The 22,413-nt window shown below is 69.0% G+C and carries 20 protein-coding genes; 13 read left to right on the top strand and 7 right to left on the bottom strand.

Annotation, left to right across the window (positions count from 1 at the left end):
• Window positions 1–147 precede the first annotated feature (147 nt).
• From PcP3B5_RS13640 to PcP3B5_RS13630, 3 genes are read left to right on the top strand one after another with little or no spacing between them, the layout of a single operon-like run.
• Entirely contained in the window at window positions 148–1,551 is a 1,404-nt protein-coding gene (locus PcP3B5_RS13640; protein WP_061561562.1) for an efflux transporter outer membrane subunit, read from the top strand.
• The gene (locus PcP3B5_RS13635; protein WP_043273736.1) at window positions 1,548–2,714 is read left to right on the top strand and encodes an efflux RND transporter periplasmic adaptor subunit; all 1,167 of its coding nucleotides are present in this window, start codon (window positions 1,548–1,550) and stop codon (window positions 2,712–2,714) included. Before PcP3B5_RS13640 ends, PcP3B5_RS13635 begins: the two co-directional genes overlap by 4 nt.
• Window positions 2,711–5,812 carry an efflux RND transporter permease subunit gene (locus tag PcP3B5_RS13630; RefSeq protein ID WP_061561561.1) on the top strand — a complete coding sequence of 1,034 codons (3,102 nt, stop codon included), beginning with the start codon at window positions 2,711–2,713 and terminating at the stop codon, window positions 5,810–5,812. Before PcP3B5_RS13635 ends, PcP3B5_RS13630 begins: the two co-directional genes overlap by 4 nt.
• Window positions 5,813–5,819: 7 nt before the next feature.
• Here the strand turns inward: PcP3B5_RS13630 and PcP3B5_RS13625 are convergent, their stop codons facing one another.
• The gene (locus PcP3B5_RS13625; protein ID WP_061563257.1) at window positions 5,820–7,190 is read right to left on the bottom strand and encodes a CoA transferase; all 1,371 of its coding nucleotides are present in this window, start codon (window positions 7,188–7,190) and stop codon (window positions 5,820–5,822) included.
• 225 nt (window positions 7,191–7,415) lie between these two features.
• Entirely contained in the window at window positions 7,416–7,811 is a 396-nt protein-coding gene (locus tag PcP3B5_RS13620) for a hypothetical protein (protein WP_043273733.1), read from the bottom strand.
• Between the two features lie 197 nt (window positions 7,812–8,008).
• Between PcP3B5_RS13620 and PcP3B5_RS13615 the strand changes: the two genes are divergently transcribed.
• Window positions 8,009–8,326, top strand: a complete 318-nt coding sequence (locus PcP3B5_RS13615; protein ID WP_009619967.1) for a hypothetical protein — start codon at window positions 8,009–8,011, stop codon at window positions 8,324–8,326.
• A gap of 134 nt (window positions 8,327–8,460) precedes the next feature.
• Complete coding sequence (locus tag PcP3B5_RS32000) at window positions 8,461–8,637, top strand: hypothetical protein (RefSeq protein WP_009619965.1); 177 nt, start codon at window positions 8,461–8,463, stop codon at window positions 8,635–8,637.
• Between the two features lie 721 nt (window positions 8,638–9,358).
• Here PcP3B5_RS32000 and PcP3B5_RS13610 read toward each other — a convergent pair.
• Window positions 9,359–9,703 carry a hypothetical protein gene (locus PcP3B5_RS13610; RefSeq protein WP_061561560.1) on the bottom strand — a complete coding sequence of 115 codons (345 nt, stop codon included), beginning with the start codon at window positions 9,701–9,703 and terminating at the stop codon, window positions 9,359–9,361.
• 145 nt (window positions 9,704–9,848) lie between these two features.
• On the opposite strand from PcP3B5_RS13610, the gene PcP3B5_RS13605 reads away from it, so the two are divergent.
• Window positions 9,849–10,568 carry an endonuclease gene (locus PcP3B5_RS13605; RefSeq protein WP_058072321.1) on the top strand — a complete coding sequence of 240 codons (720 nt, stop codon included), beginning with the start codon at window positions 9,849–9,851 and terminating at the stop codon, window positions 10,566–10,568.
• A 90-nt stretch (window positions 10,569–10,658) separates the two neighbouring features.
• Window positions 10,659–11,165, top strand: coding sequence for a DUF1993 domain-containing protein (locus PcP3B5_RS13600; RefSeq protein ID WP_061561559.1), 507 nt, complete (start codon window positions 10,659–10,661; stop codon window positions 11,163–11,165).
• Window positions 11,166–11,206: 41 nt separating this feature from the next.
• On the opposite strand, the gene PcP3B5_RS13595 is transcribed toward PcP3B5_RS13600, so the two are convergent.
• Window positions 11,207–11,680: an Lrp/AsnC family transcriptional regulator gene (locus PcP3B5_RS13595; RefSeq protein WP_043273730.1), complete on the bottom strand. Its 474-nt coding sequence runs from the start codon at window positions 11,678–11,680 to the stop codon at window positions 11,207–11,209.
• Window positions 11,681–11,812: 132 nt separating this feature from the next.
• Between PcP3B5_RS13595 and PcP3B5_RS13590 the strand changes: the two genes are divergently transcribed.
• Together PcP3B5_RS13590 and PcP3B5_RS13585 are read left to right on the top strand one after the other, a co-directional pair.
• Window positions 11,813–12,166, top strand: a complete 354-nt coding sequence (locus PcP3B5_RS13590) for a hypothetical protein (protein ID WP_058072323.1) — start codon at window positions 11,813–11,815, stop codon at window positions 12,164–12,166.
• 140 nt (window positions 12,167–12,306) lie between these two features.
• On the top strand, window positions 12,307–13,311 hold the full coding sequence (locus PcP3B5_RS13585; RefSeq protein ID WP_061563256.1) for a bile acid:sodium symporter family protein: 1,005 nt from the start codon (window positions 12,307–12,309) through the stop codon (window positions 13,309–13,311).
• Between the two features lie 172 nt (window positions 13,312–13,483).
• On the opposite strand, the gene gorA is transcribed toward PcP3B5_RS13585, so the two are convergent.
• Entirely contained in the window at window positions 13,484–14,839 is a 1,356-nt protein-coding gene (gene gorA, locus PcP3B5_RS13580; RefSeq protein WP_061561558.1) for a glutathione-disulfide reductase, read from the bottom strand.
• Window positions 14,840–14,925: 86 nt separating this feature from the next.
• Here gorA and PcP3B5_RS13575 point away from each other — a divergent pair, with 86 nt between their 5' ends.
• On the top strand, window positions 14,926–15,357 hold the full coding sequence (locus PcP3B5_RS13575) for a VOC family protein (protein WP_061561557.1): 432 nt from the start codon (window positions 14,926–14,928) through the stop codon (window positions 15,355–15,357).
• Window positions 15,358–15,539: 182 nt separating this feature from the next.
• Here the strand turns inward: PcP3B5_RS13575 and galU are convergent, their stop codons facing one another.
• Window positions 15,540–16,379, bottom strand: coding sequence for a UTP--glucose-1-phosphate uridylyltransferase GalU (gene galU / locus PcP3B5_RS13570; RefSeq protein ID WP_009619948.1), 840 nt, complete (start codon window positions 16,377–16,379; stop codon window positions 15,540–15,542).
• A gap of 401 nt (window positions 16,380–16,780) precedes the next feature.
• Here galU and imuA point away from each other — a divergent pair, with 401 nt between their 5' ends.
• From imuA to PcP3B5_RS13555, 3 genes are read left to right on the top strand one after another with little or no spacing between them, the layout of a single operon-like run.
• Entirely contained in the window at window positions 16,781–17,398 is a 618-nt protein-coding gene (imuA, locus tag PcP3B5_RS13565; protein ID WP_061561556.1) for a translesion DNA synthesis-associated protein ImuA, read from the top strand.
• 7 nt (window positions 17,399–17,405) lie between these two features.
• On the top strand, window positions 17,406–18,821 hold the full coding sequence (locus tag PcP3B5_RS13560; protein WP_061561555.1) for a Y-family DNA polymerase: 1,416 nt from the start codon (window positions 17,406–17,408) through the stop codon (window positions 18,819–18,821).
• Window positions 18,818–21,892 carry an error-prone DNA polymerase gene (locus PcP3B5_RS13555; RefSeq protein ID WP_061561554.1) on the top strand — a complete coding sequence of 1,025 codons (3,075 nt, stop codon included), beginning with the start codon at window positions 18,818–18,820 and terminating at the stop codon, window positions 21,890–21,892. The genes PcP3B5_RS13560 and PcP3B5_RS13555 overlap by 4 nt, the downstream gene beginning before the upstream one ends.
• Before the next feature lie 4 nt (window positions 21,893–21,896).
• Here PcP3B5_RS13555 and PcP3B5_RS13550 read toward each other — a convergent pair whose 3' ends face one another.
• A complete protein-coding gene (locus tag PcP3B5_RS13550) occupies window positions 21,897–22,274 on the bottom strand; it encodes a LexA family protein (protein WP_070065497.1) in 378 nt (125 codons plus the stop codon).
• Window positions 22,275–22,413: the final 139 nt, after the last annotated feature.

Genomic DNA, 22,413 nt, shown 5'->3' with positions numbered 1-22,413 from the left:
TAGGCAAAAGCCGCAAAGCCAATCGGAAACCTCCCAAGCGCCACCTAAACTTTTATTCAGCTTGGGAAGAACCGCCCGGTAGCTACCCGGCGCTAGGCTCGTCCATCACAGCAGCCCGCAGCACGCGGGACGCAGAAGGACGAACCCATGCCCCCAACCACCGCCGGCGCCCTGCCCCGGCTGGCCGCCGCCCTTTCCCTGGCCCTGCTCGGGGCCTGTTCGCTGGTGCCGCAGTACCAGCGGCCCGGCGTGCCCGTCGCCAGCCACTGGGACAATGCCGCCGCGCCCGCCGCCCAGATGCCGCAGCAGTGGTGGAAGGACTATGCCAGCGCCGAGCTGGACAGCCTGATCCAGCGCGCCGGCAGCGACAGCCTCACTCTGCAGGCAGCAGTGGCGCGGGTCGACCAGGCCCGGGCCAGCGCCCGCGTCGCCGGGGCCGCGCTGTACCCGGACCTGAGCCTGGGCGGCAGCTACGTCCACGATCACGACAGCAGCAAGAACGCCCACGACCTCTATGCCCAGGCCAGCTACGAGCTGGACTTCTGGGGCCGCAACCGCGCCCTGGCCGACTCCGCCACGGCGCAGGCCCAGGCCACGGCCTATGACCTGGAGACAGCGCGCATCGGCCTGCAGGCGGACATCGCCGACAGCTACTTCCAGGTGCTCTCGCTGGACGAGCGCCTGGCCGTGGCCAGGCACATCGCCGACGACGCCGAGAACATCCTGCAACTGGTGCAGACGCAGTCGCGCCTGGGCTCTTCCTCCGACCTGGAGGTGGAGCAACAACGCAACGCCCTGCAGAACTTCCAGGCCAACGTCAGCGTCCTGGCCCAGCAGCGCGACGCCGCGCTCTACCAGTTGGCGGTGCTGGTGGGCGCCGCGCCCGAGGGCTTCGCCCTGCAGCACAGCGGCCTGGACGGCATCCAGCTGCCCGAGGCGCGCGCCGGGCTGCCGGCCAGCCTGCTGAGCCAGCGGCCGGATATCCAGGCCGCCGAGGCGCGGCTGGTCTCGGCCAACTTCGATGTCGGCGCGGCGCGCGCGGCCTTCCTGCCGAACATCTCCCTGGGCGCCCTCGCCGGCAGCGACGTGCATACCGGCGGCGGGCTCTGGCAGCTGGCCGCCAGCCTCAGCCAGCCGCTGTTCGACGGCGGCCTGCTGGAAGGCCAGTTGCAGGCCGACCGCGCCCACGCCCGCGAGCTGGTCGCCGACTACCGGCAGAACGTGCTCCAGGCCCTGCAGGACGTGGAGACGCAGCTCAGCGCCAACGCCCGCCTGGCGCAGACCCAGCGCATCGACCAGGCCGCCGTGGACTCGGCGCGCAAGGCCGCCGACCTGGCCCAGGTGCGCTATCGCCTGGGCAGCACCGACTTCCTCACCCTGCTGACCGTGCAGCGCACCCTGTACCAGGCCGAGGACAGCCTGCTGCAAGTGCGCCTGCAACGCCTGCAGGCCTCCGTCGGCCTGAACCGCGCCCTCGGCGGCGGCTTCCAGGCGCCGGCGGGCGCCGAACTGGCCAGCAATCAACCTTCCGCACAGGCGATTCGACCGTGAGCCCGTCCCAACCCTCCTCCCAACGGCGCTACTGGCGCCTGGCGTTCCTCTTCCTGGCCGTGGCGCTGGCCGCCTTCGCCTGGCGCCACTTCTCCGCCACCACGACGGCCAAGCCGGCCGAGGCGCCGGTGCCCGTGAGCCTGGGGGTGGCCGACCAGCGCGACCTGCCGATCTGGCTGCAGACCATCGGCACGGTGCAGGCGCTGAACGCGGTGGACATCAAGGTGCGGGTGGATGGAGAGCTGCAACAGCTGCACTTCCAGGAGGGCCAGATGGTCAAGGCCGGGCAACTGCTCGCCGAAATCGACCCGCGCCCCTACGCCGCCCAGGTGCTGCAGGCCAAGGCCAACAAGGCGCGCGACGAAGCGCAGCTGGCGGTGGCCAAGGTCAACCTCGAACGCGCCAGCAAGCTGGCCGCCGCCCATGCCGGGCCGAGCCAGGACGTGGACACCCTGCGCGGCCAGGTGGCCACCCTGCAGGCCACGATCCAGGCCGACCAGGCGGCGCTGGACACCGCCCAGCTGCAGCTCGGCTACACCCGCATCGCCGCGCCCTTCGCCGGGCGCACCGGGCAGCGCCTGGTGGACGCCGGCAGCATCGTCCACGCCAGCGACAACACCGGCCTGCTGACGCTCACCCAGATGGCGCCGATCTCCCTGGCCTTCAGCCTGCCCCAGGAGGACCTGGCCGAAGTGCTGCAGGCCAACGCCGGGCAGCCGCTGCAGGTCGAGGCGCTGAGCCGCGACGGCCGCCAGCACATCGCCACGGGGCGGCTGAGCTTCATCGACAGCCAGGTCTCCAGCGGCAACGGGCAGATCCTGTTCAAGGCCGACTTCGCCAACGCCGACGGCAAGCTCTGGCCCGGCGAACTGCTCAGCGTGCGCCTGCTGCTGCGCACCGAGAAGGCCGCCACCGTAGTGCCGGCCAGCGCCGTGCAGCAAGGCCCGCAGGGCAGCTTCGTGTACGTGGTGGGGCGCGACCAGCAGGCCCAGGTGCGCGAGGTGCAGGCCGGCGCGGTGGTCGATGGCCTGCAGTGGATCCACCAGGGCCTGGCGCCCGGCGAAACCGTGGTCACCGGCGGCCAGTACCGCCTGGCCCCGGGGCTGAAGGTCGCGGCCCTGGCAGACGCGCGGCAGACCGCCAGCGCGGAGCAGCGCCAATGACCCTCTCCGAGCCCTTCATCCGCCGCCGGGTGGCCACCACCCTGCTGGCCCTGGGCGTGCTGCTGCTCGGCGCCGCCGCCTACTTCCTGCTGCCGGTGGCGCCGCTGCCGCAGGTGGACATGCCGACCATCCAGGTGCAGGCCAAGCTACCCGGCGCCAGCGCCGAGACCATGGCGTCTTCCGTGGCCACGCCGCTGGAGCGGGCCTTCGCCAGCGTTCCCGGGGTCACCCAGATGACCTCCGCCAGCTCCCTCGGGCTGACGCAGATCACCCTGCAGTTCGACCTGGAGCGCAACATCGACGGCGCCGCCCAGGACGTGCAGACGGCGATCAACGCCGCCGGCGGCAACCTGCCGAAGAACCTGCCGGCGCCGCCGACCTTCCACAAGGTCAACCCGGCGGAATTCACCTTCCTCTCCCTGGCCCTGACCTCGCCCACCCGCACCCTGCCGGAGCTGGACCGCTACGCCGACGACTACCTCGGCCAGCAGCTGTCGCAGATTCCCGGCGTCGGCCTGGTGGACTTCCACGGCGAGCAGCGCCCGGCGGTGCGCGTGCGCATCGACCCGGACGCCCTGGCTGCCCGCGGCCTGACTCTGGATGACGTGCGCGAGGTGCTGGGCAACGCCACTGTGGATGCGCCCAAAGGCAACCTCGACGGCGCCGAGCGCGCGGTGACTCTCGACACCACCGACCAGCTCACCCGCGCCGCGCAGTACGGCTCGCTGGTGATCGCCTACCGCAACGGCGTGCCGATCCGCATCAGCGACCTGGGCACGGTGATCGACGGCGCCGAGGACGTGCGCCAGGCCGCCGGCCTGCAGGGCCGGCCGACGGTGATCGTCGACATCCACAAGCAGCCCGGCTACAACGTGCTGGCGGTGACCCAGGCGATCAAGGACCGCCTGCCGGCGCTGATCGCGCAACTGCCGCGCGACGTGAAAGTGAACCTGGTGGGCGACCGCACCCAGACCATCGACGCCTCCATAGACGAAGTGCAGTTCAATCTGCTGCTGTCCATCGTCCTGGTGGTGGCGGTGGTCTTCGTGTTCCTGCGCAACGTCAGCGCCACTGTGATCCCGGCGCTGACCATCCCGCTGTCGCTGGTGGCCACCTTCGCGGCCATGTACGTGCTGGGCTACAGCCTGGACAACCTGTCGATCATGGCGCTGAGCATCGCCGTGGGCTTCGTGGTGGACGACGCCATCGTGGTGATGGAGAACATCATCCGCCACCTGGAGATGCACAAGCCGCCGCTGCAGGCCGCCATCGAGGGCACCGCCGAGGTGGCCTTCACCATCGTCTCCATGACCGTCTCGCTGGTGGCGGTGTTCATCCCCATCCTGTTCATGGGCGGGGTGATCGGCCGCCTGCTGCGCGAGTTCGCGGTGACCGTGAGCGTGGCGGTGGTGATGTCCGGGGTGGTTTCGCTGACGGTCACGCCGATGCTCTGCGCCTGGTTCATCCGCCACGACCTGCACGGCGCGCAGAACCGCTTCCTGCAATGGAGCGAGCGCACCTTCGACGCCCTGCTCGACGGCTACCGGCGCAGCCTGCGCCGCGTGCTGCGCCACGAGCGCCTGACCCTGGCGGTGGCGCTGCTCACCCTTCTGGTCACCGCCGTGCTCTACGTCGAAGTGCCCAAGGGCTTCTTCCCGCAGCAGGACACCGGCGTGATCATGGGCGTGGCAGAGGCCAACGCGGACATTTCCTTCGCCGCCATGCGCGAACGCATGGCCGCGCTCAGCGAGGTGATCCAGCGCGACCCGGACGTGGCCAACGTCTACTACTGGATCGGCCCCAACCCCACCCTCAGCCAGGGCCGGGTGATGATCAACCTCAAGCCCTACGAGCAGCGCGCGGCCAAGGCCGACCAGGTGGTGGCGCGGCTCAAGCGTGAACTGGCCGTGGTGCCAGGCATCGCCCTGTACATGCAGATCCGCCAGGACGTGCAGATCGGCGGGCGGCCGAGCAAGACGCAGTTCCAGTACACCCTGCAGGACCCGGACAGCCACGAGCTGGACCACTGGGCCGCGGTGCTGCTGGCGCGCCTGAAGCAGTTGCCGCAACTGCGCGACGTGGCCACCGACCAGCAGCAGGCGGCGCCGCGCGCCACCCTGCACATCGACCGCGACAGCGCCGCGCGCCTGGGCGTGAACGTGCAGGCCATCGACGACGTGCTCTACGACGCCTTCGGCCAGCGCCAGGTGGCGACGCTGTTCACCGCGCTGGACCAGTACCACGTGATCCTCGAACTGGACCCGCGCTGGCAGGTGTCGGAGGAAAGCCTCAGGCACCTCTATGCGCGCTCCAGCCTGACCGGCGAGCTGGTGCCGCTGAGCGTGCTCGGCCGCCTGGAGCCGGACCTGGCGCCCATCACCATCAACCACCAGGGGCTGTTCCCGGCGGTCACCCTGTCGTTCAACCTGGCGCCGGGCTACGCCCTGGGCGACGCGGTCGCCGCCATCCAGCAGGCCACCCGCCAGGCCGGCCTGCCGGACAGCGTCAGCGGCACCTTCCAGGGCACCGCCCAGGCCTTCCAGGACTCGCTGCGCAGCCAGCCGTGGCTGATCCTGGCGGCGGTGGTCACGGTGTACATCGTCCTCGGCGTGCTCTACGAGAGCCCGCTGCTGCCGCTGTCGATCCTCTCCACCCTGCCCTCGGCCGGCCTCGGCGCGCTGCTGGCATTGCTGCTGTGCGGCCAGGACCTGTCGCTGATGGGGATGATCGGCATCATCCTGCTGATCGGCATCGTCAAGAAGAACGCCATCATGATGATCGACTTCGCCCTGGTGGCCGAACGCGGCGGCATGACGCCGGAGCAGGCGACCATCGAGGGCAGCACCCTGCGCTTCCGGCCGATCCTCATGACCACCCTGGCGGCGCTGTTCGGCGCCCTGCCGCTGGCCCTGGGCACCGGCTCCGGCGCCGAGCTGCGCCAGCCGCTGGGCATCGCCATCGTCGGCGGCCTGCTGGTGTCGCAGGTGCTGACGCTGTACACCACGCCGGTGATCTACCTGTGGTTCTCGCGCCTGGCCGCCAGCTTCCGCGCCTGGCGCCAGGCCCGCGGCGGCCTGCTGCTGCCGCCGCAGCGCTGAGCGCCGTTCAGGCGCCCCGCTCGAAGGCCCAGTACGGCTTCGACGAGCCCAGCGCCGCCGCCGGCGAGGCCCACTGCAGCGGCGTGCCTTCCAGCAGCAATGGCGGGCGCAGGCGTTGCGCCGGGCCCCAGGCGGTGGCCTCGATGGCTGGGTCGAGGTCGGCCGGCGCCTCCCCGGCCAGCGCCGGCAAGGCCTCGGCCTGCATCCCCTGCTCCACCAGGAACTGCGCGGTGCGCGCCAGCGACAGGCGCCAGGTGCTGCCGCGCCCGCTGGCCAGGCGCCGGCCCAGGCCGCAGAGCGCGGCGGCGGCCATCAGGTAGCCGGTGGCGTGGTCCAGGGCCTGCACCGGCAGCGGCACCGGCTTGTCGGCCTGGCGCCAGCGCATGCCGGCCTCGGCGATGCCGGTGCTCATCTGCACCAGGCTGTCGAAGCCGCGGCGGTTGCGCCAGGGGCCGCTCCAGCCGTAGGCGTTCAGGCTCACGTCGACCAGCCCCGGCGCCAGGTCCTGGCGCACTTCGGCGTCGAAACCGAGGTTCTCCAGGGCGTCGCCGCGGTAGCCGTGGATCAGCACGTCGGCGTGGCGCAGCAGTTCCTCGAAGCGCTCGCGCCCGGGCGGGTCCTTCAGGTCCAGGCGCGCACAGCGCTTGCCCAGGCAGACCTCGGGAATCACCCCCGGCTCGTCCCAGCCCGGCGGATCGATGCGCAGCACCTCGGCACCGAGCCCGGCGAGGAAGCGGCTGGCCACCGGCCCGGCGAGCACCCGGGTGAGGTCCAGTACCCGCACCCCGGCCAACGGCCGCTCCGCCGCCAGCGCCCAGGCCGGCGCGGGGGCGATGGCCTGTTCCTGGCACCAGATCAGGTCCTGTTCGGCCAGGGCCTGGCCCTGGGGGTGCGCCTTCCATTCGTCGATGGAGCGCATTTCGGCGGCGCAACCGCCGGTAGCCACTACCGCATGCTCCAGTTCGGCCTTGTTCCAGGTGGCGACGCGGGCCGCCGCCTCTTCGCGGCTGGCGACCGGGCCCAGCACCCGCACCACGGCGGCACGGTGGTGCGGGGCGTTGGTGTGCAGGCGGATCCAGCCGTCGCGGGTGGCGTAGTCGCCGGCGATGTCGCCCCACATGGGCGGCAGCGCCCAGCCCTGGGGCCGCAGCGTCCAGGCGAACCAGAAGGACGCCAGGCGGCGGTCCACCTGCAGCGCCCCCGGCGCCAGGCCGGCGCGCTTGAGCAAGGCCGCGGCGGCCAGGCCGGCCGCGGCGATGGAGGCGCCAGCGAGGTCGGTGACGGCGAAGGTCGAGGGCAGCCCGCCCTCGGCCTCGAAGGACAGGGACGCGGGCAGGGCCGCGTTCTCTTCCAGGGCCTGCCACAGGGCCCTGGTCATCTGGCTGGCGAGCATGCTGCACCTCGATTGAAGGAATCCGTGAAACGGACCCGCCAGGCAACCTTAGCCCGCCCACCGCGCCGCCGCGAGCCGGCCTTTCGCCGCAGAGGAATCGCTGGCAATAAAAAACCCGCCGATGGCGGGTTCTTTATTGGGGCGCTAGTCCTTTAGCAATGTGCCTACCATCGCCCCACGCGCGTGAAAATTTCGTGAAGAAACTCGGGCTCAGCCGGAATAATCCAGCGCCGTCCAGGCACGGCTGAGGTCGTCGCGGATGCGGCAGGCGGACAGGTCGCCGCCCTCCTCGCCCACGCTCAGCAGGCGGGTGGCGCCGGTGCCGTCGTCGTACACCTCGGTCAGCGTCTGCAGGCGCCCGCAGTTGGGCGTGTCGATCACATAGCTGGCCACCATCGCCGAGCGCGAGCGCGGCACGCGAATGGCGTCGCGCACGATGCCGTGTTCCTCCACGCGCTTGCCGTCGGCCACCAGCACCGCCCAGGCCTCGCGGCCATCGATCACCAGGTAGGCGCCATTGGCCTTGGGGCCTTCCGCCGGCGGCTGGGCACAGCCACCGAGCAGGGCCAGGAGGGCGAGCACCAGCAGGGCTTTGACTTGCTTCATCACGCGTTCCTCTTCTTCGTCGTCGCCGCGGGGCGGGGCCCGGTTTCGCGGCAGCCATGGATTCTGTGAGCCAGCGAAACCATGGTAGCCACAAAATACTGTTCATGCATACAGTATTTTTCGATTATGCTTCTGTCATCGACGAAAGGCACCCTGGCAACAGGTGGCAGGCAAGGACCCGAACAGGAGCGAAAGCGATGGTGGACATCCGCCAGATGAAATACACCGTGAACCACATGGGCGTGGAGGAAGTCAGCGAAGCGGTCGCCGAGTTGCATCTCGAGGGCCTGGTCACCGAGGGCAAGACGCCCTTCTCGCGCACCCACTTCAACACCTGCTTCGCCGAGATCGAGGCGCTGCTGCAGCGCGCCGGCTACCACCGCCCGCTGGACGTGGTGGGCTACCAGGGCCAGGCCTACGCCATGTTCGACCCCACGCGCTGGGAGGCGGTGCAGGTGCTGCGCTGGCTGAAGGAATACGTGGAAGAGGCCCACAGCGAGGCGGCGGGGGCCTGAGGCCAACCCCTCCGCGGGGATGGCAAAAGGCCGCAAAGGCTTGCCGCAGAGCGGCCGGACTTGCGCACAAGGGGTTCGGCCACTAATGTCCTTGGGGCAGTTTCGCACCAGCACGCTGAATCAAGGACGAGTCCATGAGCAAGACGCTCCCCAAGGACTGGCTGTGGGCCTACCACAAACTTCGCAGCCTCTCCGTCGGCCGCACCAGTTCCGCCTTCCTCGCCACCCTCTACCACCTGCGCGGCGACACCGGCCCCTTCTACTGCAAGGGCGGGCTGAGCAAGTCGCGCCTGGTGCGCAAGGAGTCCTGAGCCTTCGCGGCACCGAGCCCCTTGCAGGAGCGCGCCCTGCGCGCGAATCGCGGACCGAGTCCGCTCCTACACCATCCCACATACCACGCGTGATCGCGATGTAACCCCGTAGGATGGGTTGAGCGAAGCGATACCCATCACCACCACCGCATGGGTTTCGCAAGCTCAACCCATCCTACGAAAAGCATCTCGGCGCAGCCGACAAGACAGTTGTCCTACAGGTAACCCCGCACCCTCCCCCTGTAGGAGCGCGCCCTGCGCGCGAATCGCGGGCAGGGCCCGCTACGGTAGTCCTGCACCGGGCCCACTCCGTATGAGCGAACCTGGCTTTTCGTAGGATGGTGTTGAGCGAAGCGATACCCATCACCACCACCGCATGGGTTTCGCAAGCTCAACCCATCCTACGAAAAGCATCTCGGCACAGCCGGCAAGACAGTTGTCCTACAGGTAACCCCGCACCCTCCCCCTGTAGGAGCGCGCCCTGCGCGCGAATCGCGGGCAGGGACCGTTCCGGTAGTCCTGCACCGGGCCCACTCCGTATGAGCGAACCTGGCTTTTCGTAGGATGGTGTTGAGCGAAGCGATACCCATCACCGCGACCGCATGGGTTTCGCAAGCTCAACCCATCCTACGAAAGGCACCTCGGCGCAGCCGGCAACGTAGGAGCGGATTCATCCGCGATCCGGCCGCCAGGCCGGCCATGCCCCGCGAACGCCACTCCCTCAGGGATACGACTGCCGCTGCCCGTTCGAACGCGTCGTCCCCGGGGTGACGTCGAACTGCACGCCATTGGGGTATTCGATGCTCTGGCGGATGCCACCGTTGGTACCGCCGCCGCTGTTGTCGATGATCACCCGGCTGGAGCCCTGTTCGTAGCTGCGCGGAACCTGGACGCCACCATAGCCGTCATAGCGCTGCACGCTGGACGAGCTGTCGATGCTGCCGCTGGCACCGGGGCTGACGTAGATGCGCTCGATGCTGCGCACCGGCGGCTGGCCGGCCAGCGCCACCCCGGCCACCAGGCTGGCGAGCAGGCCGCAAAGCGCTCGGCTCTTCATGCGGGTCATGCTGGCTGAACCTCCGGTTAGGCTGGAAATGTTCCCAGTCTAACAACTCCAGTTTCCTACGCACCTGTTCCTTGCCATTCGATTGCCACGATTGGCAGATCGTTTCATATCAGTAAGATGCGACGATTTCTGAAAGAAGTTTCTGATGAATATTCGTCGCCAAGCACTGTTCCTCTTGCTCGCGGTCCTGCCCCTGGCCGCCTCCGCCGCCGCCCCGCGCACCTTCCAGGAAGCCAAGAAGATCGGCTGGAAGCTCTATGCCCGCCAGTCGGTGGAGTTCTATTGCGGCTGCCGCTACAAGGGCAACCGCGTCGACCTGGCCAGTTGCGGCTACGTGCCGCGCAAGAACGCCAAGCGCGCCGGGCGCATCGAGTGGGAGCACATAGTCCCGGCCTGGGTCATCGGCCACCAGCGCCAGTGCTGGCAGAGCGGCGGGCGCAGCAACTGCTCGCGGCACGACCCGGTGTACCAGCGCGCCGAGGCCGACCTGTTCAACCTGGTGCCGAGCATCGGCGAGGTCAACGGCGACCGCAACAACTTCGGCTACGGCTGGCTGCCGCAGCAGGCGCCGCAGTACGGCGCCTGCCCGATGGTCATCGACTTCAAGGCGAAGAAGGCCATGCCGCGCCCGCAGATCCGCGGGATGATCGCCCGCACCTACTTCTACATGAGCGACCGCTACGGCCTGAGGCTGTCCAGGCAGGACCGCCAGCTGTACCAGGCCTGGAGCAAGCAGTACCCGGTGGAAAGCTGGGAGCGTCAGCGCAACCAGATGGTCGGCTGCGTGATGGGCTGGGGCAACCCCTACGTGGGCAAGATCGACCTGCAGGGCTGCGGCAGCGCGGGCAGCGTCGCCGGGCGCTGAAAGCCAGGCGACGGCCGCCGCGCCCGGCAGTAGACTCAGCGGGTGCGCCCTGTCGCGCAGGCCTCATTTTCCCTGTCTGGAGTACCTCGCATGTCCCTGTCGATCTACCAGATTTCCGTTCCGGTGTTCATCCGCATGCTCGGCAACCTCTCGGCCATCCTGGCCAAGGCCGAGGCCCATGCCCAGGCCAGGTCCATCGAGCCGACGGTGCTGCTGAACGCCCGCCTGGCCCCGGACATGTTCCCGCTGACGCGCCAGGTGCAGATCGCCAGCGACGCCGCCAAGGGCTGCGCCGCCCGCCTGGCCGGCGTGGAGATTCCCAGCTACGCCGACGACGAACAGAGCTTCGCCGACCTGCAGGCGCGCATCGCGAAGACCGTCGACTACCTCAAGGGCTTCAAGCCCGAGCAGTTCGAAGGCGCCGAAACCCGCGACATCCACATCAAGACGCCGAGCCGCGAGCTGCAGTTCAAGGGCCTGGACTTCCTGCTCGGCTTCGCCAACGCCAACTTCTACTTCCACGTCACCACCGCCTACGCCATCCTCCGCCACAACGGCGTGGAGCTGGGCAAGATGGACTTCCTCGGCGGCGCCTGAGCCCGCCCGCGGGCGCCGGCCAGGCCGGCGCCCTCCTCCCGTCAGCGTCCCGGCAGCGGCAGGCTGGTGGTCGACTTGATCTCCGACAGCGCGACTATGGAGTTGATCTCCTGGATGCCCGGCACCTGCGACAGGCGCTCGAAGAAGAAGCGCTCGTAGGCCTCGATGTCCTCGGTGACGATGCGCAGCATGAAGTCCACCGCGCCCATCAGCACATGGCATTCCAGCACCTCGGGGAACTCGCGGATGGCCGCGGCGAACTCGGTGAGGTTGTTGCGGCCGTGGGTGTTCAGCTTCACCTGGGCGAAGATCTGCGTGTTCAGGCCGATCTTCTTGCGGTCCAGCAGGGTCACCTGGCGGCGGATTACGCCTTCTTCCTTCAGGCGCTGGATGCGCCGCCAGCACGGCGACTGCGACAGGCCGATGCGCTCGGCGATCTCGGCCGTGGAGAGGGTCGCCTCTTCCTGCAACAGGGCGAGGATGCGTTTGTCATAGGCATCCAGCTCGATCGGCATGATTTATTCTCCAATCCATAAATTCACGCATAGTCTATTCCCAAATCGCCGACCTTGGCGCCCATTCCGCAAAGCAAAACCCGGCCGGGCCACCGACAATGAGCCACCTCCCAGCCTTGCCGGTCACCCGCCATGAACCAAGCCGTTTCCCTGCCCAGCAGCACCGCCACCCTGCCCGCCAGCCTGTTCGACGCCGCTCCCGCCGAACGCCCCGACGGCTGGACCCGCCGCCCGGCCGATATGGCGCGCCAGGCACACTTCGCCATCCGGGCCGAAGCCGACGCCGACGTGCTGTGCAAGCTGCTGAACCTGTTCGCTCTGCAGGGCTGGCTGCCGGCCGAAGTACATGCCGTGCAGGCGGGCGAATGGCTGCAGGTGGACCTGCGCATCGCGGGCATGCCGGAGCAGCGTGGCGAGGTGATGGCCGAGCGCATGCGCTCGCTGGTCAGCGTGGCGGCGGTGGAATTAGCGTTCAGCGGCTGCTGACGGAGCGATCTGTCCGTTCAGCGATACAGGCTGGCTTTCTCGCGTTAGCCGGAAGGCCACCGCGGGCATAGAGTCGGAACCGTCGTCCGTCCGTCAGAGACGGCGACCGTATTCTTCGTACCTTGCCCGAGATGATCGCCATGGCTCGTCCACGTCTGCTCCCCGACAACTTCACCCTGGCCCTGGTCGCCACCGTGGCCATCGCCAGCCTGCTGCCCTGCCAGGGGCAGGTGGCCACCGCCTTCGGCTGGATCACCAACCTGGCCATCGGCCTGCTGTTCTTCCTGCACGGCGCCAAGCTGTCGCGCCAGGCCATCATCGCCGGCGCCACCCACTGGCGCCTGCACCTGCTGGTGTTCGCCTGCACCTTCATCCTCTTCCCGATCCTCGGCCTGGCGCTCAAGCCGGTGCTCTCGCCGCTGGTGACCCCGGACCTGTACCTGGGCCTGCTGTACCTGTGCGCCCTGCCAGCCACCGTGCAGTCGTCCATCGCCTTCACCTCGCTGGCCCGCGGCAACATTCCGGCGGCGGTGTGCAGCGCCTCGGCGTCCAGCCTGATCGGCATCTTCCTCACCCCGCTGCTGGTCCAGCTGCTGCTGGGCGTGCATGGCGACACCGGCGTCTCCACGCTGGACGCAATCGGCAAGATCACCCTGCAACTGCTGGTGCCCTTCATCGCCGGCCAGGCCCTGCGCGGCGTGATCGGCGGCTGGGTGGACCGGCACAAGCCGGTGCTGCGCTACGTCGACCAGGGCTCGATCCTGCTGGTGGTCTACACCGCCTTCAGCGCCGCGGTGATCCAGGGCCTGTGGCACCAGGTGCCGCTGACCGCGCTGGCCGGCCTGGTGGTGGTGTGCTGCATCCTGCTGGCGATCGCCCTGTTCGCCACCAGCCAGCTCAGCCGCCGCCTGGGCTTCAACAAGGAAGACGAGATCACCATCGTCTTCTGCGGCTCGAAGAAGAGCCTGGCCACCGGCGTGCCCATGGCCCAGGTGCTGTTCGCCACCGGCAGCATCGGCGTGATCCTGCTGCCGCTGATGCTCTTCCACCAGATCCAGCTGATGGTCTGCGCGGTGCTGGCCCAGCGCTACGCCAGGCGCCAGCAGGAAAGCGCGGCGGCGGCGCAGGTGGCGCAGTCGCGCTGAGCCAAGGCGCTTTTCGCAGGATGGGTTGAGCCTTGGCGAAACCCATGCGGCCACGGCGATGGGTATCGCTTCGCTCAACCCATCCTACGGAGTGTCATATTTGCCTGTAGGAGCGCGCCCTGCGCGCGAATCGCGGGCAGGGCCCGCTCCTACAGGTTGATGCCCCGCGAAGTCAGGCCACCGGCGAACGCATGGTGACGAACTCCTCGGCCGCCGTCGGGTGGATGCCGATGGTCTCGTCGAACACGCGCTTGGTGGCCCCGGCCTTGAGCGCCACGGCGATGCCCTGGAGGATCTCGCCGGCCTCCGGGCCGACCATGTGGCAGCCCAGCACCTGGTCGCTGTCGGCGTCGACGATCAGCTTCATCAGGGTCTTTTCCTGGGATTCGGTCAGGGTCAGCTTGAGCGCGCGGAAGCGGCTCTCGAACAGCTTGACGCGGTGCCCGGCGGCGCGCGCCTCGTCCTCGGTGAGGCCGACGGTGCCGATGTTCGGCAGGCTGAACACCGCCGTGGGGATCAGCTTGTAATCCACCGGCCGGTACTCCTCGGCGCGGAACAGGTGGCGCGCCACGGCCATGCCCTCGGCCAGGGCCACCGGGGTCAGCTGCACGCGGCCGATGACGTCGCCGATGGCGCGGATCGACGGCTCGCTGGTGCGGTAGGCCTCGTCGACCTTGACGAAGCCCTTGTCGCTCAAGGCTACATCGACGTTCTCCAGCCCCAGGCCATCGAGCATCGGCCGGCGGCCAGTGGCGTAGAACACGCAGTCGGCCTCCAGCAGGCGGCCATCCTTGAGTGTCGCCAGCAGGCTGCCGTCGGCCTGCTTGTCGATGCGCGCGATGTCGGCGTTGAACTGCAGGTCCAGGCCCTTCTTCGTCAGTTCGTCGCGCAGGTGCTCGCGCACGCTGCGGTCGAAGCCGCGCAGGAACAGCTCGCGGCGGTACAGCAGGCTGGTCTGCGCGCCCAGGCCGTGGAAGATGGAGGCGAACTCCACGGCGATGTAGCCGCCGCCCACCACCAGCACCCGGCGCGGCAGCTGCGGCAGGAAGAAGGCCTCCTGGGAGGTGATGACGTGCTCCTTGCCGGGGATGTCCGGCACCTGGGGCCAGCCGCCGGTGGCGATGAGGATGTTGGCGGCACGCAAGCGCTGGCCATCGACTTCCACGGTGTGGGCGTCGACCAGGCGCGCATGGCCTTCGAGCAGGCTCACCCCGCTGTTCACCAGCAGGTTGCGGTAGATGCCGTTGAGGCGGTGGATCTCGCGGTTCTTGTTGGCGATCAGGGTCGGCCAGTCGAAGCGCGCTTCGCCCAGGCTCCAGCCGAAGCCGGCGGCCTGCTGGAAGTCCTCGTGGAAGTGCGCACCGTACACCAGCAGCTTCTTCGGCACGCAGCCGACGTTCACGCAGGTGCCGCCCAGGTAGCGGCTCTCGGCCACCGCCACGCGCGCACCGAACCCCGCGGCGAACCGCGCGGCGCGCACGCCGCCGGAACCCGCGCCAATCACGAACAGGTCGAAATCGAAAGCCATCGTCGTTCTCCACTGGCAGATGCCCGGCAGCATACCTCATCGCCGCTGGCCTATCCTGCCAGCAGAGCCCACAGGAGGAAGCCGCCATGCGCCCCACCCTGACTCACCTGGCCCTGCACGTACCGGACCTGGAGGCCTGCATCGCCTTCTACGAACGCTTCTGCGGCATGCGCGTGATCCACCAGCGCGAGGGCAAGGGCTCGCGCATCGTGTGGATGGCCGAGCCGGGCAAGGAGCACCAGTTCATCTTCGTCATCATGCCCGGCGGCGAAGCCCGCCACCTGGCCAGCGACGACTACAGCCACTTCGGCTTCGCGGTGGACAGCCACGAGAAGGTCGACGCCATCGCCGCCGAGGCCGAACGCGCCGGCTGCCTGATCTGGGCGCCGCGCCAGGAGCCATACCCTGTTGGCTATTACTGCGGCCTCAGGGACCCAGCAGGCAATTACGTCGAGTTCAGCTACGGCCAGCCGCTGGGGCCGGGCTCGGAAGACATGCCGATCCCTCAGGCGCCATAGCTTTGCAGCGTTTTTTGTAGGGCGAGCTTGCTCGCGAACCGCCCACGTACCGGAAGGAGCGTTCGCGAGCAAGAACCAGGCGTCCCCCTCGCTCCTACGAAAAGCATGTGGATCATGCGGGCGCCGGAAACGAAGAAGCCACCCGCGGGTGGCTTCTTCGACGGACCGGGAACGCGCTGGGGTTACCAGGCCTTGCCGGTCTTGTAGAGGTTCTCGTAGCAGAAGTTGGTCGCCTCGATGTAGCCCTCGGCGCTACCGCAGTCGAAGCGCTTGCCCTTGAACTTGTAGGCCAGCACGCAGCCGTCCTGGGCCTGCTTCATCAGGGCGTCGGTGATCTGGATCTCGCCACCCTTGCCCGGCTCGGTCTGCTCAATCAGCTCGAAGATGTCCGGGGTCAGGATGTAGCGGCCGATGATCGCCAGGTTCGACGGCGCCTCTTCCGGCTTGGGTTTCTCGACCATGTTGTTCACGCGGTAGATGTCGTCGCGGATCATCTCGCCGGCGATCACGCCGTACTTGTTGGTCTCTTCCGGCGGCACTTCCTGGATGGCCACGATGGAGCAGCGGAACTGGTTGTACAGCTTGACCATCTGCTTCAGGACGCTGTCGCCTTCCAGGTTCAGGCAGAGGTCGTCGGCCAGGACCACGGCGAAGGGCTCGTCGCCGATCAGCGGGCGGCCAGTGAGGATGGCGTGGCCCAGGCCCTTCATCTCGATCTGACGGGTGTAGGAGAAGGTGCACTCGTCGATCAGGCGGCGGATACCGACCAGGTACTTTTCCTTGTCGGTGTTGCGGATCTGGGTTTCCAGCTCGTAGCTGATGTCGAAATGGTCTTCCAGCGAACGCTTGCCGCGGCCGGTGACGATGCCAATCTCCGACAGCCCGGCTTCCAGCGCCTCTTCGACGCCGTACTGGATCAGCGGCTTGTTGACGATCGGCAGCATTTCCTTGGGCATGGCCTTGGTGGCCGGGAGGAAGCGGGTGCCGTAGCCGGCAGCCGGGAACAGACATTTCTTGATCATGGAAGTCCTTCGACATGAACGAGGGTGTGAATGGCGCGCAGTCTAATGAGCCCGCGTGCGGCTTACAATGCCCACGCTGCGCGCCCGCCAGCGGAGGCGCAGGCCCGTCGGGAGATGGGCAACGGCTAGTCAGACCGCCGCGGCGCCGGCAAGTTCGGCCGATACTGGCAAAAAGTCAGCACCGGCTGCCCTCGGCGACCGTCTGTCGGCCTCGACCTACACACTCTGAAGGACACCGCCACGCCTCGGGCTGACCTGGCTCAGCCTTCCGGCGGATCGTCGCGGCGGAGCGATCCGGCCGTATTGACCGGATAGGGACGAGACCGGATACTGTATTTACATACAGTACTATAGGACTCCATCTTGCGTCGCTTCTGCCTTCCCCACCACCGGTGCCGACCATGGGCCTCGCCGTAGACCTGGGCGCGCTGCTCGACCAGCGACGCGTCTGGAAAGGCCAGGCCGGCACCGCGCCCAGCGCGGCCCAGCCCACCGGCCACGCCCGGCTGGACGCCCTGCTGCCCGGCGGCGGCTGGCCGGAGTCGGCGCTGAGCGAGATTCTCCATGGCGCCGAGGGCATCGGTGAGCTGCAGCTGCTCTGGCCGACCCTGGCGCGCTTGAGCCGCGCAAGCGAGCGCGTGGTGCTGGTGGCGCCGCCGCACATTCCCTACCCCCGCGCCTGGCTGGCGGCCGGCGTCGACTTGCAACACCTGGTGTGGGTCGAGGCCAGTGGCCGCGATGCGCTCTGGGCGACCGAGCAATGCCTGCGTTCGGGTTGCTGCGGCGCCGTGCTGTGCTGGCCGCAGCAGGCCGACGACCGCGCCCTGCGCCGCCTGCAGGTGGCGGCGGAAAGCGGCCAGACGCTGGCCTTCGCCTTTCGCCCGCTGCGCGAGGCGCTCAACCCCTCGCCGGCTGCCCTGCGCCTGGCCCTCGAAGCCCGCCCGGCACAGTTGCGGGTGCTCAAGTGCCGTGGCGGCCTCGCCCCGGCCAGCCCCCTGCCGCTGGCTGCCCTGAACTGAGGTCGCCATGCTCTGGGCCTGCATTCTCCTGCCACAGCTGGCCATGGACGCCGCCCTGCGCCAGCGCAGCGATCCCGAGGCGCCCCTCGCCCTGCTCGCCGGCCCGCCGCAGCGGCGCATGTTGCAGGCGGTCAACCCGGCGGCCCGCCGGCTCGGCCTGCGTCCCGGCCTGTCGCTGACCGCGGCGCGCGCCCTGTGCCGCGATTTCGACTGCGCCGAGTACGACCAGGCGGCCATCCAGCGCAGCCAGGACCTGCTCGCCGCCTGGGCCTACGGCTTCAGCTCCCAGGTCAGCCAGCATTACCCGCGCGCGCTGCTGTTGGAGGTCGCCTCCAGCCTGGCGCTGTTCGGCCCCTGGCCGCGCTTCGAGGCCCGTCTGCGCGAGGAGCTGCGGGCCCTGGGCTTCAGCCACCGCATCGGCGTGGCGCCCAATCCCGCCGCCGCGCGGGTACTGGTCAACGTCGGCGACGGCCTGCTGGTGGAACGGCCGCAAGCCCTGCGCAGCGCCCTCGGCCGCCTGCCCCTGGAGCGCTGCGGGCTGCCCCGGGAAAGCGTGGCCAGCCTGGCGCGCATGGGCCTGCGCAGCCTGCAGCAACTGCTCGCTCTGCCCCGCGATGGCCTGGCCCGGCGCTTTCCGGCGGAACTGCTGCGGCAGGTCGACAGCCTGCTCGGCCAGCGGCCACTGGCCCTGGACTTCTACCGGCCGCCGGAGCGCTTCGAAAGCCGCATCGAGCTGAACTTCGACATCGAATCGACCCAGGCCCTGCTCTTCCCCCTGCGCCGCCTGACCGGCGACCTCGCCGCCTTCCTCGCCGGGCGCGACAGCGGCGTGCAGCGCTTCGAGCTGTACCTGGAGCACCACGGCCGCAGCGACACCTGCATGCCGGTCGGCCTGCTCAGCGCCGAACGCGAGCCGGCCATGCTCTTCGAGCTGAGCCGCGGCCGCCTGGAGCATTTGCAACTACCCGCCGCAGTGCACGCCGTGCGCCTGCAGGCCGACGACCTGCCACCCTTCGCCCCCGAACGGCGCCAGCTGTTCGACGAGCGCCCCCAGCAGACGCAACCCTGGGAGCAGTTGCGCGAACGCCTGCGCGCCCGCCTCGGCGACGAGGCCGTGCATGGCCTGGGCGCCCTCGCCGAGCACCGCCCGGAGCAGGCCTGGCAACCCCGGGAAAGCCCGCGCGCCCTGCCCTTGCCGCCCTGCGGGCCGCGTCCCGGGTGGCTGCTGTTGCAGCCACAGGCGCTGCGCGAAAGCCTGCCCAGGGTGCTCGCCGGGCCGGAACGCATCGAGTCCGGCTGGTGGGACGGCGCCGACCTGCGCCGCGACTACTACCGGGTGCAGACCCGCGCCGGCCAGCAGGCCTGGGTCTACCGCGAGGTCGGCAGCGAGGGGCCGTGGCTGATCCACGGCTGGTTCGCATGACTCCCGCCTACGCCGAGCTGCACTGCCTGTCGAACTTCAGTTTCCAGCGCGGCGCCTCCAGCGCCAGCGAGCTCTTCGAACGCGCCGCGCGCCTGGGCTACCGCGCCCTGGCGATCACCGACGAATGCAGCCTGGCCGGCATCGTCCGCGCCTGGCAGGCGGCGAAGGAATGCAAGCTGGCGCTGATCGTCGGCAGCGAAGTGCGCATCGAGGCCGGCCCCAAGCTGGTGCTGCTGGCCGAGAACCTCGCCGGCTACCAGAACCTCTGCCGGCTCATCACCCACGCCCGGCGCCGGGCCGAAAAGGGCAGCTACCGCCTGCTGCGCGAAGACCTGCAGGCCGACCTGGAGGGCCTGCTGGCGATCTGGCTGCCCGACGCGCCAACGGATACCGACGGAACCTGGCTGCGCGAACGCTTCCCGCAACGCCTCTGGCTAGGCGTCGAGCTGCACCGCGGCGCGGATGACAGCGCCCGCCTGCAAGCCTTGCTCGCCCAGGCCGCCCGCCATGGCATCGCCGCCGTGGCCTGCGGCGACGTGCACATGCACAGCCGCGGCCGCCGCGCCCTGCAGGACTGCATGACGGCCATCCGTCAGCACCTGCCGGTCAGCGAAGCCGGCGCCTATCTGTTTCCCAACGGCGAACGCCACCTGCGCCCGCGGGAAGTGTTGGCCGGGCTGTATCCGCCGCAGTTGCTGGAGGAGACGGTGCGGATCGCGGGGCGCTGCAGTTTCGATTTCGAGCAACTGCGCTACCAGTATCCCCGCGAACTGGTGCCCGAGGGGCATACGCCGAAGTCCTGGCTATGCCAGATGACCTATGCCGGCATCCGCAGGCGCTGGCCAGAGGGGGCGCGGAAGAAGGTGCTCAAACGCATCGGCAAGGAACTGCTGCTGATCGCCGAACTGGAGTACGAGAACTACTTCCTCACGGTCCACGACATCGTCCAGTTCGCTCGCAGCCAGGGCATTCTCTGCCAGGGACGTGGCTCGGCTGCCAACTCCGCGGTGTGCTTCGCCCTGGGCATCACCGAACTGGACCCATCGCGCAGCAAGCTGCTTTTCGGCCGCTTCATCTCCCGCGAACGCAACGAGCCGCCGGACATCGACGTCGACTTCGAGCACGAGCGGCGCGAAGAAGTCATCCAGTACGTCTTCCGTCGCTATGGCCGCCAGCGTGCAGCCCTGACCGCCGTGGTCAGCAGCTACCGCGGCGCAGGGGCCATGCGCGACATAGCCAAGGCCCTGGGCTTGCCGCCCGACCAGGTGGACGCCCTGGCCGGATGCTGCGGGCGCTGGAGCGAGCAAACGCCACCCGAAGAGCAACTGCGCGAAGCGGGCTTCGATCCACAGAGCCCGGTCATGCGCAGGGTGCTGGCGCTCACCGCCGAGCTGATCGGCTTTCCCCGCCACCTGTCGCAACATCCCGGCGGCTTCGTCATCTCCGAGCAGCCATTGACCAGCCTGGTCCCGGTCGAGAACGCGTCCATGCCCGAACGCACCGTGATCCAGTGGGACAAGGACGATATCGACGCAGTGAAGCTGCTCAAGGTCGACGTACTCGCCCTCGGGATGCTCAGTGCCTTGCGCCGCTGCTTTGACCTGGTGCATCGCCTGCGCGGCACGCCGATGAGCATTGCCAACATCCCCCCGGAAGACGCGGCCACCTACGAAATGATCAGCCGCGCCGACGCCATAGGCGTGTTCCAGATCGAGTCCCGCGCGCAGATGGCCATGCTGCCGCGGCTGCGGCCGAAGACCTTCTACGACCTGGTGATCGAGGTCGCCATCGTCCGCCCGGGTCCGATACAGGGCGACATGGTCCACCCCTACCTGCGACGGCGTAATGGAGAGGAGCCGATCACCTATCCCTCGCCGGCCCTGGAACAGGTGTTCCGCCGCACCCTGGGCGTGCCGCTGTTCCAGGAACAGGTCATGGAGGTCGCGGTGGTGGCCGCCGACTACACCGCCGGCGAAGCCGACGACCTGCGCCGCTCCATGGCCGCCTGGAAACGCCACGGCGGCCTGGAAAAACACCGCCTGCGCCTGACCGCAGGCATGTTGAAGAATGGCTATACCGCCGAATTCGCCGCGCGCATCTTCGAACAGATCAAAGGCTTCGGCAGCTATGGCTTCCCCGAGTCCCACGCCGCCAGTTTCGCCCTGCTCACCTACGCCAGCAGTTGGCTGAAATGCCACGAGCCGGCAGCCTTCGCCTGCGCCCTGGTCAACAGTTGGCCGATGGGCTTCTACAGCCCCGACCAGGTCCTGCAGGATGCCCGCCGCCACGGCGTCGAGGTGCGCCCGGTGGACGTGCGCTACAGCCACTGGGACTGCGGCCTGGAGGACAAGGGCGAGGCACAGCCGGCGATCCGCCTGGGGCTGCGCATGGCCCGCGGCTTCCGCGAGGAGCTGGCCCTGCGCATCGTCCGGGCCCGCGGGCGACGGGCCTTCGAAAGCGTCGAGGACCTCAGCTACCGGGCCGGTCTGGACGCCGCGGCCCGCGAACGCCTGGCCGACGCCGGCACCCTGCGCGGCTTGGCCGGGCACCGCCACCGGGCGCGCTGGGCCGTGGCCGGGGTGGAGCCGCAGCTACCGCTGTTCGCCGGCCAGGATGTGATGACGGAAACCGCGGTGAGCCTGCCGCTGCCCAGCCTGGGCGAAGAAATGCTCACCGACTACGCCAGCCTGGGCACCACCCTCGGCCCGCACCCGCTGAACCTGCTGCGCGGCCAGTTGAAGGCGCTGCGCTGCCGCAGCTCCCGCGAGTTGCCCGGCCTGGAGCACGGCCGGCCGGTCAGCGTCGCCGGGCTGGTCATCGGCCGGCAGCGGCCGCAGACCGCCAGCGGCGTTACCTTCGTCACCCTGGAAGACGAGTTCGGCCTGGTCAACGTGGTGGTCTGGCGCGACCTGGCCGAGCGCCAGCGCCGCGTCTTCCTGCAAGCGCAACTGCTGCAGGTGCGCGGCCGGCTGGAAAGCGAGAGCGGCGTGCGCCACGTGATCGCCGAGCAACTGGTCGACCTGACGCCCCTGCTCAGCGGCCTGGACGTGCCCAGCCGCGATTTCCGCTAGTGGCTCAGCTGGCCAGGCGGTGCAGGTTCCAGCGCACCACGCCCCAGATCGCCAGTTCGTCGCCCTCGCCGATGCGGATCGGCGGGTAGCGGTCGTTGGCCGGCAGCAGCGCATAGTCGCCATCGATGATGTCCAGGCGGCGGATCAGCGGCTCGCCGTTCACCGCGGCCACCACCACCTCGCCGGAGCTGGCCAGGCAGGCGCGGTCCACCACCAGCAGGTCGTTGTCGTGGATGCCGGCGCCGGTCATACCATCGCCATGTGCGCGGACTATGTAGGTATGGGGCGTGTGCAGCTCGAGCAGGTCATCCAGCGACCGCGGCTGCGCCTGAAGGAACGCCGACGGATCGGCGGCGGCAGGAAGGAAAGCGGTATGAGACATGACGGGGCATCCTCGGAATACTGTACATACATACAGATACCAGAAACAATGTGAACCCGGCAAGCCATTCCCCACTCCATTGACAGCCGCCGGCAAGCGCACCGGCGTGGTCTATCCTTCGTGTGGGGGCGAGGAGTTT

The organism is Pseudomonas citronellolis, from assembly GCF_001586155.1.
GTDB classification, from domain to species: Bacteria; Pseudomonadota; Gammaproteobacteria; order Pseudomonadales; family Pseudomonadaceae; genus Pseudomonas; species Pseudomonas citronellolis.
Note: the sequence above shows the minus strand (reverse complement) of the source record. Positions and strands in the feature narration are given on the sequence as shown.